Genomic DNA, 14,716 nt, shown 5'->3' on the forward strand with positions numbered 1-14,716 from the left:
TCTGCTGACAAATATAGAAGTTAGAAAACAAACCGAATCATACTTTTAAAACAAAAATCAAGACATGAAAGATTCTGTGAAACGATTGAAACGATTTTGCAAGTTTTGAGAGTTTAAGGTCAATAATAAACAGAAAGAATGTCCTTGGTAACTCATCTGCGTGATAACACCGTACTTCTGTTCCGCCTGCATCAGCAGTTCACATTCATAGGAAGTTCTGACAAGCGGCTTTTCCACATACACATGGATGCCAAGCTTCATCGCCTCCATACAAATCGGGAAATAGCTATGATCGGGAGTCGCCAAGAATTTTCTACGAGATATTTTATCCCCACCCAAAAACTTCATTAAAGAACAACGGATCAATTTTGCATCAAGACTTCTTGTGACCACTTCACTCACCATTGAAGAAATCATGTATCAAAGTGGGTTTATGAATAGATCACATTTCTATAAGAAGTTTACAAAGCGGATAGGAGTGGCACCTAAAGACTACCGTTTGCATAATAAAAAAATAGGAAAGCTACAAAGGTCTCATATACTAGCAGCAATATCATTCCTGATCTGCTGAATTGCAAGAAGCAATCCAGGCAGATGCACTTTTACTATTTTAAAAATTTCTTCGGGGTCAATAGATAAATATTCATGAGAAATAATATTGCGCAGTCCAATGATGCTCCTCCATGGAGTACCGGCATAATTTATCAATAATTCATGATTAGTCAGATTATCTATATTCTTAACAGTCTCACCTATGGTTTGCAAACGCATACAAGTTGCATCAAAAATATCCATCTTATCAGGAGAAGCTAAGAAATCATTTACAGAAATGACACTACCACATCTTTCTATAGTTGTATTAATACGCTCTTCTACAAAAAGAAGCATATCCAATATGTCAGCATTAGATATAGATTGCATCTTTCTCTATATGATTGCGAAATAAACTACGCATAATTGCGGTTAAAGACACGACATCCACTTTTGCATTAAAACGCTCTTCTAATGACTCTTTTATTTCCATTCGAGTAAAATAATCCGGATCTTGAAGCTTTACACAAATATCAATATCACTATCCTCTTTCTGCTCACCACGAGCCACAGAACCAAAAAGTCCTAACTTTTCAATTCCATATCTCTCCCCAAATTCTTCCTTAAAATTCCGGAGAATAGCGATTATTTCATCTTTTGTTTTCAACTGACACTATTGTTATAATGCAAATATTAAAATTAATATTGGAATTAGCAAATTCTTAATCATATTTTGTGGTATCACTAATTAAAAAAAGATGCACAGGTCATCAAATTTTCATCGATCCCCTGTACACCTACTACTCTAAATTCTACTTCAAAACATAAATAGCCTAATTATGCTGCCGAATCCATTATTAACAATCATGTTAGTTTTATCCATCAAAAGTACAGAACATAATTACGTAAATAGTTCAGAAGTGCCCAGAACGCCATCATCATTGCCAATACAAACAAAACGACAAGTCCGATTGCCAAAGCAATCCAATGTTGTGAATGATCATCAGAATATTCTTTATGACCATCATTAAACTTGTATATTGTCCGCACTGTCTGCGCTCCTGCCAATAACCCGAACACTCCGGCAAAAATACCATTATGAATGTTTCCACCGCCACGAAGTGCCCGCTTATCAATTAAGAATTGAGGCGTCCTGCTCGCTACCACATACAAACCGGTAGCTATTAAAGTAGAAAACATCATACCGACTCCCATCATCCAATACATCAAGATACCCACAATGACACCTAACCAGATTAATTTCCTGGAACCATCAAAATGACGTTCTTCACCACTATTAATCACATCAGTCAATGAGTTTAAGCGTTCTATGACATCAGCGTCAGTAGGACACATACCGATAACCTGATCAATCAAAAGAACAGATTTCTTAATTTGCTTCATCTTTGTCGGCTTTCTGAATTCATCATCATCTGTTTTTTCAATCACCGTCCAAGTAGCGAATGCCTCATCCATCAGTTTCCACGCCTCCGTTATCTCTTCATCCGTCATTTTCTCCGGCATTCCGGCTGCAAGGCGTTTATTCAACATTCCTTCTACCGTAAAAACCTCTTTATAACGTGCGCCCTTATACCATACAAAAAACATATGCCCCACAATAAATAAAACAACGGCAATATACAAAATCAGTTGGAGAACAGCCAATATCTTTACTCCCAAAGGAACTCCGTCATCCGCCGCAGCATCAGCTATTGCATCAGCTCCACTACCGCTTTTTACAAGTGTCAATCCATTAAAGGCAGCATCTTTTCCGCCTTTATCAAGTCCGGTAAACGACAACTTATCATCCTTATAAACGACTTTGCATTGACCGGAAATCCCGGCATCAACCTCCGGACGTCCGCCTACAAAAGAAAGAGTCAGTTCATTCCCGTTCATACTCTCGACGTAAAACTCATAAGTTGCCATCAAAGATTCCCTTCCACCGGGTTCCAGCATATTCACTTCCATAAATCCATTGCATCTGGCATTCTCATTATAAGGATTCAATTGCCAATTACCATCACAATTCAATGTGAACGCAACCTTTAAATCGCCTTCTTTATTTGCTCCTAGCCAGTCACCGTTAAAAACATCTTCCTGCGCAAATGCAGTCATCGAAATAACCATCATTACAATGGCACACAAATACTTTTTAATATTCTTCATAATATAATAAAATTAATATTTCAACACCTTGGCTGCCACGTTCTTAAATTGCGACATGGCAAGCCCGATAGAAGCTCCGATATAAGTAGGATCACAAATAATGTACTTCTTTCCGCTTACAGTTATATAATCTCCGTCAATGTTTTCATCAAAACAGACCGCTGTTGCCATGTGATTGGGATATTCCAACAATACAACATCAAGCCCCATAAGAGTACGTACCAAATAAGAGTATAACACAGCACGGTCTTCGCAATCGGAATAAGGATAGTAGAACAGCTCATCCACAAAGAAAGGCTTTTCATAACCAAACTGGTCACCATCTGTCTTATAATCAAAAGCTGTCTGCACGAAATTAATCAGTATATTAGCGGCTTCCGATTGTTTTTTCCCTTGTATGGCAGCTTGCAATGATGGAAGCACCGTCTGTTGTACTTCCTGACTGACAGGAGCTCCCACATAGACAGAAAAGTCACATTGCGGATAATCCTTATAGAAAGAAATAAGTCCCGAATTTACTTTCGAGCAGACTTTGACGGATGGATAAGCTTTCGCTTGCAACGTTTTCTCCACGTAAGTTCCTGAAAAGGGTTGGGGAGTAGTGATATTCATATTTACCGGGTTCTTCGCATTGGCGAAATCACGGTTGTAAGTGTAAATAGAATTAGTTTTATTCGGGGTAGTATCAAACCTGTAATAGTTTACTCCATTCAAAGTAATAAAACAGGTAGCATAAATCATGTTACCCGAAGCATAGAATAAAGTAAGGCGGTTATCCATACGCGCCACCTTAACCCTATATCCCGATTGAGAAAGGAGAAACATTTGCATAAGAGCTATTTCATCGGAATGAGTACTTCCACATAGTTCAGTAGCCACTTTCCTCGTCAACAGCAGATAACCATAGTCATTCAGGGCATTATCCTTTTTAAAAGCCAAACAGTCGTCTATCAAAGGCTGATAGTTGCTACGCGATAACGTCTCCCATCCGGCAGAAATATCTTTCTCTGCAATCCCTTTTAAAGTGAGCCGGTTCTTCAATGAAGCATTGACAACACAATCTTTACTGTAGAACGAAAACTCTACACCGGAAAGTGAGCGTTTGGCCGGAACGGTTTCTTCAGGCTTCACTTCCGGTTTTATTTCAGGGAGCACCGCAAAATCCTTTTCCGGTTCTACAGCCACATCTTTACCTCCCGGTACAACCGGAACCTGTGTTTTCCCCTTTGAAGGAGAAAATGTCGCACTTGGAGTCACTGTCGGAATGGGGAGTCGTGTCACCTCCCCTACTTTAACCTCTTGCGGTTTTGTTGCCGGCTTCTTATGGTCAAAGCTGACCGGTTTTACAGGCTCCGGCCTTTGAGGACGTGCCACCGGCTTCTGCAAGTCATACTCTTTCCAGGTTTCTTTCAGAAATTCGGCAAATTCCTTATTCTGTTCGCTCACAAAATCATCAAACTCTTTTTGCTGCTGCTTCACAAAATCGTCAAACTCCTTCATGTCTTTATCTATTTGCGCAAAAAGACTAAACGGCAAACACAATGAAAAAACTACCATAGATAGTATTCGTATCCTATTTTTCCTCATTTCCTTATTATATTTTGTTGTTCTGTTATCTGCCAATCCACATACAGCTTATTATTCCGTATATCTTTGATAAAGGGGGAAATAGACAAGACAGCGACAACCTTCTCCCGATACAAACCACAACCGGAATCAGTGCCGCCATTGAAACGATCGTCCACCTGCTTGACATTTACATCAGAAAACGGATATAACAACAACGCCTTCACTAAAGAAGACATATAGGCATTCCAAAAGGCATTCCTCATATCCATCTTCTCCAGTCCGCCCTGACCTCCGAAACCGACATCTTCATACCAACAGTCTTCTTGTGAAGAACAAATTTCAACTCCGTTCATATATGAAATTATTTGAGGAGACGACTGTGTTCCCTTAAGCTGAAACCATGACTGGTCTGATTGCTCCCTACAACTATCCGATTCCAACAATAAATTGAATTTCACCTCTTCTTCCTCAACCCTTTCTTTCGTAAACAAAAGCATCAACTCACTAATGGAATGATAAGAAAAATCGCAACTATCATTCGATGGAGTAAAAGATACCTCCAGAAATTTCTCTCCAAATATAGAAGTATATTCATGCTCAATCCGGTAGGAAACATGTTGAACGGGATGTTCGATCACTCCCAATACAAGCATTTTGTCTCTTTGGTCTTCGTATGTATTACTGGCAGTCTCCATGGTGGAAAAAACGTCCGAGAGAAGTCTCAATTGTACCCCTTGCTGCAATGAATACAGATAAGCCGCTCTTTGCAAAGCAAGCATCCTTGCAGCTTCGGATTTCATACAAGGATCAGATATACCAACTACCCGGCCTTTCCGTTGAGAAGCAAACACCCATTCCGGCAAAGTCTCCCGCTGTCCCGGTCTCCAGTCATAAGATTGGTTATAAACTGTATCAACAGGCATTGCCTGTGAAAACACATCAATACCGGGAGACAAAAGCAACTGGATAATAAAAATAACTACCCAATTATATCTTATATCCGACAAATTAAGTTTCATCATTCAATCTTCAAATAGTTGGGTAGTTATTAAAGAGATCATTACTATCCTCTGTGTTCTAAACAAGCTGATTATTGGGCGTTTTTACTCATTTCTTCTTCAAATACCTTTTTGAACTTTTCATATTCAAAGTCAATGCGCAATTTGTCATCATTCTTAATACGATTTGCCATAGCATTCATGATTTCCTCTCCTGCCAGTTCAAGAGAGACATATACTTTGTATTTACCATCAGGAGTCTTCATGGTTTTTTCACAAATTACACGCGTACCGCTCAATTCCTGTTCCACTACCGTACGGGTCAATGATTGATAACGACTTTTGCTTTCATCATTTTCACCTTGCTGATAAGAGGAAACATAACTATCGGTTACCGATTTCACTTTTGCATTGATAGCAGTAGCAATTTCAGCCCGGGCCTCCGTCATCGCTTTTTTCTTTGCAATAGACATATCCGTAGAAAGTCCCATCGAACTAGCTCTAAAATACTCTTTGTTCGTTTGAAATTCCGGTCCCGAACAAGGAACATTAATTTCTACGTCCTGTTGCACTGCCGGTTGCTGCACTGTTTGTGTTACAGGTTTTGAACTACCGCAACTTGTCATAACAGCAATGGTTAGCAATGCTGTTCCCAATAAATTAATTCTTTTCATTTCAAGTCTTTTTTAATGTTAATATATGATTCATTTCAAGCCTCTCAACTTCACTATATTATTTTTGAAATCCTTCAATTGCAGCAGTGCCACAGATTGCAACTTACTTACCTCAATAACCATCTCCGTAGGCAGATCAGGCACAATGAGCGCAGTGACTCTGCGGTCATTGAACTTAGAACCCAGTTTGACACTGACAATCGGAGATTCTTCACCTTTTTCGTTTATAACCGTCAGATTTCCACTATATAAGTCCACTTCGCAATCGTCAGCATTTGTATTCACAATCTTAAGATGTATCCTCGATTTGTCTCCTAAAGTTGCAAGTTTGTCAAATTCAACAAAGACACCATCCAACCATTCAACCCGAATTGCCTTTTGATTCTCTGGTTTGGCGGACTTAACCGGAACCAAAGGAGCAGGAATAACTTCCGGCACCACAACAGGGACAGATATAACCGGATCAGCTTCTTTTTCCGGTACGGAAGCACCGACTATCGGAACAGGAACATCCGGCAACATCTTCTGTCTTTCCGGAATCTTTCCGGTTCTGTCGAATGTTATTTTCTTCAATTCACGTGCAAACTCCCGGTTCAACCGTTTTATCAATTCACGCGCCGCCATATTCTTGCCTTGAGAAGCGGACTTATTTTCAGGTACTAATGTATAATCCGCAAATCGAAATGTTCGCGCATTTTAAAACGAAAAGTTCATTTCACAAAACGAAATGTATAATTTAAAGCACTCTTTATCCCATTTGGGCAGGCCATCCATAAGCTAAAAATAACAGATAAATCACTTGCAAATATCAGCAAAAATCACTATCTTTACATAGTTAAATTGAGGTTGTCTACCCTCAAATCAGTTTAGTTTTGTATTCCCCTACCCTATCAATATTCTAAAAAAATTCGACCGGCTTCGCCGGTATTTGAATACCTTTTAAACGGGATTCGGAAACCATCCGAATCCCGTTCTTTCGTTTTAGTCGCTTCGCTCCACGCTTTGGCGCTTTGCGCTTACGCCACCTCGCGTATCGCCTTGTACGCTGCCACGCTTTGCGCCCGGACGATTTTGCCGCGGAAGGCCAGACGCGAGCCGATATGCGCATACGTACTCGAAGCATCGTTATTCGCATTCGCACCCGACACACCGCCAGCCGCGTACGCATCGTAGTACCCGCGAAAGACCACACGGACTGTGGCGGTACTTATCCAGTACATGTCGGTATAGTAGGTAGAAGATGATCCATTCAAATTACCTACCGGAACCATGTCCATATACTTGCCGTGTGCCACGCCTGAAATCCACTGTCCGCTGTCCTTTTTCCCCTGCACCCAGCGCACCGTGCCGTCTGGCATCCAGATGCGCCATTTGCCCACATTGCCGCTGCCGGGCGGCAGATCCACGCCGTCCATCATGTCATACTTGTTGCCGTAGATGTCCTCATAGCCCAGGCAGCAGATATTGTTCACCTGCACCACAGTCGCCTGTCCGTATTCGTCACGGCTCTTATACCAGGCAAACTGGTGCACCAGATCTTCAATCAGCGAATTCGTGATTTTGTTGTTGATGGCATACGCTTCATCGTAGCCGATGGTGTCTGTCATCCCGTGTTCTGCCGTTCCACCCGTTGTCCGGTTATTGTTATGCTGACCGGCACCGCATTGTTCCTGCATGTCCCTACGCCCGTACTTTGCATAGCTCAGGTTCGCGATGCGGCTGTGCATCAGCGCATCTATCTGCTGCATGCCACGCTGCTGGCTGTAATAGTGGAAGTCCGTCCACGTCATGCTGGCAGTGGTCGAGCCGCCGGTTATGCAGGCGCGCAACTTGCTGCCCACTACAGAACTGCCCACAACGGCACACAGATGCTCCTCATTGGGCACCCAATCCGGTTCCATGTCCTCTATCTTGTCGCTGTTGCTCAGTACCACGCAGTCAAACTCAGCCGTGTTCAGAATGGAGAAATGCAGAGCGGTCGCACGCTCCGGAACGTCTGCTATCAGATACATGCCGGCCTCAAACTTCAAGCCGATGGTCGGCACCACGATACTCTTCAGGATGTTTCCTGCATCATCCACAAACACACTGCCGATAAGCCCCGTACCGGGAACGCTCGGGAAGCGCACGCGCTTGTAACCGGCTACGTCCACCTTACATACCGAATAGGCCTTGTCCGTCGTATAGGATTCCTTCAGCGTGGGCTTTCCGCTCATGATCTTGCGTTCACCCAGCCAGCCGCCCTGCGTTTCCTTGATGGCATCCAGCGTCAGTACTGTCGCCTCCGGAATCGGGGGCATTTCGTCCTCCGGATAACTGCTGTAGCAGGCATACTTCTTGTTGTTCAGATAGTCATTGATACCCTTGCTCCAGTAGAACGGTTCATACATCATCCAGTCACCCTCGCTGCCGTCCAGCTTCGCCACCGTGCAGTCGTTCATATCCTCCGCATCGGCATAGAAGTTCGAACTTTCGTCATGCAGGGGGAAATAGGTCATCACCCCGTCCGGGTTGTTCACTTCCACCTGCTGCCCGGCCATCTCCACCTTCCGGCTCGTGGGCATCTTGGTCACCTTGGCCAATACGCGGTGGCGCTTGGACAGGATAGCATTCACATGCCCGCTCATTTTGTACGTATTGCCGAATTTGTACCCCGTCTTGTTGTCCAGGTTCGAAACATTGGCATCGTCGGCCACACTGTCGTCAAACTCAATCATCGTATAAGGCGGCTGCTTGATCGTCAGTTCCGGATAACGGGCGGCATACTTCTCCAGTTCCTCGTCAGCCAGATACTTCGTCAGCGTCAGCTTACCGCGAAGGCCCGAATGCCGGTCATCCACCGCACCCGTCTGCGTGTACGTTCCGTAATCGAAATACTTCTTCAGCAGCGTTCCGTCGTCTTCCCGGTCTATCTCCAGCACAAAGCGCTCCAGCTTGCCGCTGCCGTTCAGTTTGGCCTGATGCAGGCGTTCCAGCATGGCAAACCCGTCAATGCCGGGGCAGTTCGTATAGCGGTAGCCGCGTACGTTGTTGATACCTTCCAGCACCAGGCCGCTGTCCTGCAGCTTGGTCAGATATTCCAGAAACAGCTCCTCGATCGTGTCCGGCAGGCATAACTGCACAACGGGCGCACCGGTGGCCAGTTTCACTCGTGTCAGCCCCGTACCTCTTACGTCCAGTTTCTTCAGCCGCCCCTGCCAGCTCAAATCCAGGGTGGCCACGTTCCCGTTGTCCCCGTTCCGAGCAAGCTGGTTATTCCGCATGTTCACTTCTTCCAGCAGCAGCATCCCGTTCGTCGAGGCCATGAACGAACCGTTCCGGTACCCGCTGGCTTTCTCCACGCTCATGTCCAATTTCACAAGGTTCGTCAGCAAACCAAAATTGAAACCAATTGCGAATGCATCCTCATGCCATACCAGTTCCTTTATTTTAGCTGCACCGACAATCGTCAGCGGGTCATTCTCGCCGAACGAACGGGTCATCTGCAGCGTATGCAGTACATCACCGTCCACCACACCGCTGTCTGCCTGTACTCCGTTAGACGTAGAAATCTGCACACGGTACGGAATAGTCAGCCGATACTGCATCGGCTGCAGCTTATAAGCCTTGTCCAGCGATGCCGTACTCTGGTAGAACTGGGCACCCAGCGTAGATACATAGCCGTACTCCACCTGCTTCAGGTCGTACCGGCGCTGAATGAAGTAGTTCCGGTGCGCTTTCAATGAACCCTTCAGACCGTAAATCTGCGGATACGTCTGTTTAGCACCGTCCGCACCCACCGGCATCTCGTTCAAGAACGGGTACACATACTTGAAGAGTCCGCTCTTATTGTACAAGCGCGAGCACCACCGCTTCATCTGCTCCGTATCGAAGTGGTCCAAGGCCTTCTGAATGGAAAATGCACTCATAAAGCTCGTACCGCCCTTCACACCCTTGGTCATGATTTCCTCCATGAAAGGCATCTTGTTGCCCAGCATCAGGTTCCACAGCCAGCTGTTGTGGCCCTGCATTACGTAGGCACCGTCGCGCTTTGTCTGCCGGTTATCGTTGTACTTGCCTGTCAAGAACGACTTGTTGTCGCTACCCAACTGGCAGTCCCCGTCGTAATAGGTTATCCACCACATCACACCGTCCCACGTGCGCAGCAGCATATTCTTCGCCAACTGGTCCACGCCCAGATTGAACTGCACATACAGGTAATAAGCCGCCAGATTAGCCAGGTTGAAGTACTTGTCAGCCTCTTTCTGGAAGGTAGGGCTCACCCACTTGGCCGTCGGGAACTTGTCGCCGTCATCCTCATAGTCCACCCCGTCGAAGGTGTGCGTTTCCTTGTTGTATGTCAGGTTCTTTCCTGCCGGTGTTTCCTTTACGCATCGGTAAAGGAATCCCATCATGCGGTCCAGCGCCTTGTACATCTTATCGTACTTGTCATTCTGTCCAAGATGCTCCTTCAGGTTCGGTTCCTCCTCGGCATCACCACCGCCATCGGCCCAAAACACATCTTTCGGGTGGTTGAACTCAAATCCGTTGTCAAAGTTGAAGTCCATGAAGTCCGTATGGTCCGGCTCCGTTGAGGGAAGCCAGTGAAACAAGCACAGGTCGTTCGAATTGTTCAGTGTTTCGATGCAGATAGGGATATATTCCTTAGGCTGATCGCCGTTCGCCTGCAGGTAGTTCAAGGTGTCACCGGTGCCCCACTGTTCACCGCCAATCGTCTTATCCTGCCCGAATATCGGGTAGGAGTCTGATTTCTCGTTGTTCATGTTATATTGGCCGTAATACGTCAGTTCCTCGTCGATACTCTTGGCCACAAACAAGTCACACGGCAAACCGTCAATGGCCGAGCGAATGTCATCCTTGCAAGTGTCCGAGTGGTCTGCCACATACTGCTGTGCCGGGGTGAGGATACCCATCTCCTTCATCCCATCGTTAATAAATTTGGCACCACCGGTATTGGTGGTCATGGATGAGTCTGAGAAGTCACACTTTGGACACGCCAGTTTCGCCCCTACTGAGTTCGTACGAAGGCGGAACAGGTTCTTCTTTCCTTCCGTAGCCGTCGGGCTGCTCTGCTTGCCGTTTGCGTCGATTTCCCCATAGCTCATCGTAGCTGTATAGCCCGGAGCCGTCTTCTGGAAATACCAACGCCAGTTCTTTCGCGCATAGTTTACGGAAGACGTACCCTGAATGCGTCCGAAGAAGTTTCGTGCAATAAAGTCCAGCGAGCGGTTCTCACCATTGTAAAAGCGCAGTTCCTGGATCAGTTTGTTCGCCTTTTTATTATTAAGTTGGGCCAGTGCATCCAGCACGTTCAGCGTATCACTCTCACTCGGTACCTCGCTGCCGACAGACCCTGTACCGATTACCACAAGAATGGAGTTATGCCGTTTCTTCATCAATCCCATCAGCTTGTCTATGGAAACCTTGTCACCCTCGTTCAGCACACGGTTGTCCTCATCCAGCGAACGCACGCCAGGTTCCCCGTCGGCATCTTCAAGATGGTTGCGGTCCACGATGTAGTTGTTCAGCACCTCATCAGATGTCAGCGCCTTGTCATATATACGCACGCTCTTCACACTCAGGTCCGCACCCACCGACTTGAACTCCAATTGGCTCAGGATGTCGAAGTTCACCTTGTCCAGCCACTTAGAGGCGGCACTTTCCTCACCGTTGACATAGAAGCCGATCAGCGTGCGCTGTTCGTTCGTCTGCACGTTCGGGTAGAACACGTAGGTAATGCGGATATTCGTGCCCGGCTGGAATTTCGTACCCACCGAGTCCTCATAGCGCAGAATCTGTCCGGCATCCATTGCCTCGGTCACCACCCCGGTCAGGAACTTGGCCTCTTCCGGAGTCACAATCAACCCGTACCGGTTGCCGTTCGACAGACGACCAAGGCAGGTAATCAGCTCCGCATTCGTGTCCGTCACGTTCGCCGTGCTGTATTCTATCTCCAGAGTCATTCCCACGTCACGGATGGCAAACCCCTCCGGCTTGTCCGCCTCGTTGAAGGGGCGGTAACCGCCGTCGGCCGTCAGGGTCATGCCAGCACCCCCGGCCAGCAACAGGCGGTCCTTGTGCCAGCCGCTTCCTGCACCATATTCGTTAACACTCCACAGCACGTCCCGGAATTCCATCCGCTTGTCACCGCTCACCCAGCTTGCCGGGTTGTTTTCCGTGTTGCTGCGCCCGAAGGCGTCAAACGTACACACCGCATCCGGTGCCAGCGTAGCTTCAATGTCGGGGTGCGATGTCGTGTTCACCTGCACCTCAAGCACCGCATCACCGCACGACACACGGTAGGCCAGCGGTTCCACGTTCACATTCGTCCGCCCGTAGCTGCCAGTCTCGCCGCGCTGCAGCAGGTCTTCCTTCACCGCACTGCCCTGGTGGGTCACTTTCACGCGGGCCGTGTACGCATCGCGGTCATAGCCGGCATACGAAAAGCTCCATGCCGTGAACTGCTCTGCCACCAGCACCGGGCGTTTCCATTCTCGCTGGAACCCTGCCGCACGGTGGCTGAACATCATTCCGGCATAAGCCGTCACACCGCTGCCTGCCTTCAGCAGCGTAATGTAATGCACCTGGCTCACCACACCAGAGTTCTCATGCTGTGCGTAGGCTTCCACCACGTTCGTACCTTCCTGCATCTGCGTCAGCGGGATAGTCACGTTCTTCTGCTGCACCCCGCTGCCGGCCGAAAGACCGAGGGTAAAAGCCTGGCCGCCATTCACACGGTAGTAGATGTTCTTCTCGCCGCTCGTACCCTTGGCCGTAAAGGGGATGTTCACATCGTTCCGGTACCCGCCATCAGCCAGCCCGTTGCCCACCGAGTAGGTGGTCTCCAGCGTCATGGCCACCATGGTCACCTTGGCCGTGGCCGTCTTCATCAGCGTGCCGCCCTGGTAGGTAGCCTGCGCCTCCACCTGCACGGTATAGGCGGTAGCATCCTTCAGGTAGGGCGATGCGTCAAAGGTGTAGCTCTGTCCGGCTGTCACACCCACAAATTCCGCATCCTGGAACTCACTGATCACGGTCGAACCGCGCTTCACAATCACGCGGGCTTTCAGGTCGCTGTAGCCGTCCACCGTACCACCACCGGCAGTACCCACGCCCACGGAGTATTTCACCACAAAGCCGCTTCCCAGTGCCAGGTACTGCTGGGAGGGAAGTCCCGCTCCACCGCTGTCCGTCAGGTCAATGTTCACCACCACCTTGTCATCGTCGGTGTACTTGGAAAAGCGTACTTCCTTCGAGCTCTCGCCACCCTGGTTGTCCTTCTGCTTGACGGTCATCACGTACTGGGTACCGTCCTCGCTGTCCTGCACATCCACGTCCGTCACCGTACCCACCATTGCATCAAACACCGTTCCGGATGTAGGAGGTTTCGTCTCGCCGCCCACCAGTTCCTCGGTAGGGGTACGGTTAGACAGTTCCTTCTTCAGAAACGCTTCGATGTCATCGCCTGCATAGGCATGATAGGTGCCGTCCGGCTGTTTCTGGTTCCATGGTGTTTCAAGATTCATCGGATGTTCAGTCGCATTGATGATTCCGCTTATTTTCCTTTTTGCCATAATACTGTCCTTTTATTATTATTCATTTATCAGTTTTACTGCTACCGTTCCATGCGTCCAATCCGTTCCACGGCTCGTCGCCTTTCCAATAGCCAAGTCCGAAGCAGCTGCTTATTGCGGACCATACCAGCCTTGCACCGGCATAGAGAGCCGACAGGGCACGTTTTCCCACATACGCAGCCGTTATTTCCTTACCGCCTTTGGTTATCATCGTTACTCCTCCTCATAAATCAGATACAGCGTATTCGCATCCTTGTCCTGCAGTGCCTCATAGGCTTCCTCGCTCATCACCTCATGCCGGTAGGCCAGCAGTCTCAGGCGGCCTTCTGTTCCGGTATATATGGCATCGCCCAGCAGGTAAAGCTTGTCCGGCAGGATGGCTGTCCGGCCCGCATTCATGAACATGCCGGCAGGGGGTACTCCCGCCACGTCCCAGTCCCCGTACAGGGTGGAGTCCATGTGGTAGGCAAATTTCCCGGCACTGGCCACATACACCACGTTGCCGCCCGGCTTGGTACTCTTGTCAGGCAAGACATTGCCTGTTTCCATCCATGAGGAAAAGCGTGCGGTAGCTCCGCCGACGGCTGCTGCCGTAGTCTGTTCCACCTTGGCAGCGGCATTTTCTGCCTTGGCTGCCGCTTCGTTGGCCTTGGTTGCGGCTTCCGTGGCGGCCTGGGTCTTTTCCTCCAGCCCGGCTACGGCTCCTTCCGCTTTCTTGGCGGAAGCCTCGGCACGGGCGGCGGCATCGCTCGCAGGCTTCCCTATCAGCTCCAGGGGTACGTTCACCATCTTTCCGTCCTTCTCGCCGGGCAGTGATTTCACACCGCTCAGCGAGGTGACGGTTTCCAGATCCTCCACACCGGTAGAAGACTGGAGCACACGGTCCAGCACTTCCTGAACCATTTCTTCTTGCGTCATTTCTGCCATAAATCTATTCATCTATCAATTTTACGATCTGTGAATAACATCCTGGGGTTAGCCCGATTACAGACTCTTTTATAAGTATAGCATCCTCAGCACTGATGGATAAATCCCCGTTTGCCTGTATGAGACGCATGCACAATTCATACGAATGGATTTTACGGCTGCTATCCTTATTAGAATCACCGGATGATCGAGCACCTTCCCCATTAAAAAGGCATTGGGCTATAATATCTGTCATTAGCTGGACTTTTCCACCGACTATGAGGTCATTCCCTCT

At 47.8% G+C, this 14,716-nt stretch carries 12 protein-coding genes and 1 pseudogene; 1 reads left to right on the plus strand and 12 read right to left on the minus strand.

Annotated features, from left to right (window positions below; translation table 11 throughout):
• Positions 1-57: 57 nt before the first annotated feature.
• Positions 58-417, minus strand: coding sequence for a Gfo/Idh/MocA family oxidoreductase (locus tag INE92_RS18200; protein ID WP_004312271.1), 360 nt, complete (start codon positions 415-417; stop codon positions 58-60).
• On the opposite strand from INE92_RS18200, the gene INE92_RS18205 reads away from it, so the two are divergent.
• The gene (locus tag INE92_RS18205) at positions 362-571 is read left to right on the plus strand and encodes a helix-turn-helix domain-containing protein (protein WP_232286457.1); all 210 of its coding nucleotides are present in this window, start codon (positions 362-364) and stop codon (positions 569-571) included. The two genes, INE92_RS18200 and INE92_RS18205, sit on opposite strands and share 56 nt — an antisense overlap.
• Here the strand turns inward: INE92_RS18205 and INE92_RS18210 are convergent.
• The 11 genes and pseudogenes from INE92_RS18210 to INE92_RS18260 all read right to left on the minus strand — a co-directional run bounded on the left by INE92_RS18210 (position 535) and on the right by INE92_RS18260 (position 14,677).
• A complete protein-coding gene (locus INE92_RS18210) occupies positions 535-921 on the minus strand; it encodes a HepT-like ribonuclease domain-containing protein (protein WP_004317062.1) in 387 nt (128 codons plus the stop codon). The two genes, INE92_RS18205 and INE92_RS18210, sit on opposite strands and share 37 nt — an antisense overlap.
• Entirely contained in the window at positions 905-1,198 is a 294-nt protein-coding gene (locus tag INE92_RS18215) for a nucleotidyltransferase family protein (protein WP_004298496.1), read from the minus strand. The genes INE92_RS18210 and INE92_RS18215 overlap by 17 nt, the downstream gene beginning before the upstream one ends.
• 215 nt (positions 1,199-1,413) lie before the next feature.
• The gene (locus INE92_RS18220; protein WP_004317061.1) at positions 1,414-2,700 is read right to left on the minus strand and encodes a hypothetical protein; all 1,287 of its coding nucleotides are present in this window, start codon (positions 2,698-2,700) and stop codon (positions 1,414-1,416) included.
• A 12-nt stretch (positions 2,701-2,712) separates the two neighbouring features.
• Entirely contained in the window at positions 2,713-4,287 is a 1,575-nt protein-coding gene (locus tag INE92_RS18225; RefSeq protein ID WP_008770532.1) for a hypothetical protein, read from the minus strand.
• Positions 4,284-5,291 carry a hypothetical protein gene (locus INE92_RS18230; RefSeq protein WP_004317059.1) on the minus strand — a complete coding sequence of 336 codons (1,008 nt, stop codon included), beginning with the start codon at positions 5,289-5,291 and terminating at the stop codon, positions 4,284-4,286. Before INE92_RS18230 ends, INE92_RS18225 begins: the two co-directional genes overlap by 4 nt.
• 68 nt (positions 5,292-5,359) lie before the next feature.
• Positions 5,360-5,941: an LPP20 family lipoprotein gene (locus INE92_RS18235; RefSeq protein WP_004317057.1), complete on the minus strand. Its 582-nt coding sequence runs from the start codon at positions 5,939-5,941 to the stop codon at positions 5,360-5,362.
• 30 nt (positions 5,942-5,971) lie between these two features.
• Positions 5,972-6,607 (minus strand): annotated as a pseudogene (locus INE92_RS18240) (LPP20 family lipoprotein); the annotation flags it as partial.
• Positions 6,608-6,957: 350 nt separating this feature from the next.
• Entirely contained in the window at positions 6,958-13,515 is a 6,558-nt protein-coding gene (locus INE92_RS18245) for a hypothetical protein (protein WP_211421214.1), read from the minus strand.
• A gap of 22 nt (positions 13,516-13,537) precedes the next feature.
• Entirely contained in the window at positions 13,538-13,726 is a 189-nt protein-coding gene (locus INE92_RS18250) for an MFS transporter (protein ID WP_211421215.1), read from the minus strand.
• A 2-nt stretch (positions 13,727-13,728) separates the two neighbouring features.
• Positions 13,729-14,442, minus strand: a complete 714-nt coding sequence (locus INE92_RS18255) for a phage upper tail fiber protein (protein WP_211421216.1) — start codon at positions 14,440-14,442, stop codon at positions 13,729-13,731.
• 4 nt (positions 14,443-14,446) lie between these two features.
• On the minus strand, positions 14,447-14,677 hold the full coding sequence (locus INE92_RS18260) for a TerB family tellurite resistance protein (protein WP_233476888.1): 231 nt from the start codon (positions 14,675-14,677) through the stop codon (positions 14,447-14,449).
• Positions 14,678-14,716: the final 39 nt, after the last annotated feature.

The sequence above is a fragment of the Bacteroides xylanisolvens genome, from assembly GCF_018289135.1.
GTDB classification, from domain to species: Bacteria; Bacteroidota; Bacteroidia; order Bacteroidales; family Bacteroidaceae; genus Bacteroides; species Bacteroides xylanisolvens.

Excerpts from the sequence above, each read along its gene's own strand:
- INE92_RS18200 (WP_004312271.1), bottom strand. The coding sequence starts at position 417 with ATGATTTCTTCAATGGTGAGTGAAGTGGTCACAAGAAGTCTTGATGCA.
- INE92_RS18210 (WP_004317062.1), bottom strand. The coding sequence starts at position 921 with ATGCAATCTATATCTAATGCTGACATATTGGATATGCTTCTTTTTGTA.
- INE92_RS18220 (WP_004317061.1), bottom strand. The coding sequence starts at position 2,700 with ATGAAGAATATTAAAAAGTATTTGTGTGCCATTGTAATGATGGTTATT.
- INE92_RS18225 (WP_008770532.1), bottom strand. The coding sequence starts at position 4,287 with ATGAGGAAAAATAGGATACGAATACTATCTATGGTAGTTTTTTCATTG.
- INE92_RS18230 (WP_004317059.1), bottom strand. The coding sequence starts at position 5,291 with ATGATGAAACTTAATTTGTCGGATATAAGATATAATTGGGTAGTTATT.
- INE92_RS18235 (WP_004317057.1), bottom strand. The coding sequence starts at position 5,941 with ATGAAAAGAATTAATTTATTGGGAACAGCATTGCTAACCATTGCTGTT.
- INE92_RS18245 (WP_211421214.1), bottom strand. The coding sequence starts at position 13,515 with ATGGCAAAAAGGAAAATAAGCGGAATCATCAATGCGACTGAACATCCG.
- INE92_RS18250 (WP_211421215.1), bottom strand. The coding sequence starts at position 13,726 with ATGATAACCAAAGGCGGTAAGGAAATAACGGCTGCGTATGTGGGAAAA.
- INE92_RS18255 (WP_211421216.1), bottom strand. The coding sequence starts at position 14,442 with ATGGCAGAAATGACGCAAGAAGAAATGGTTCAGGAAGTGCTGGACCGT.
- INE92_RS18260 (WP_233476888.1), bottom strand. The coding sequence starts at position 14,677 with ATGACAGATATTATAGCCCAATGCCTTTTTAATGGGGAAGGTGCTCGA.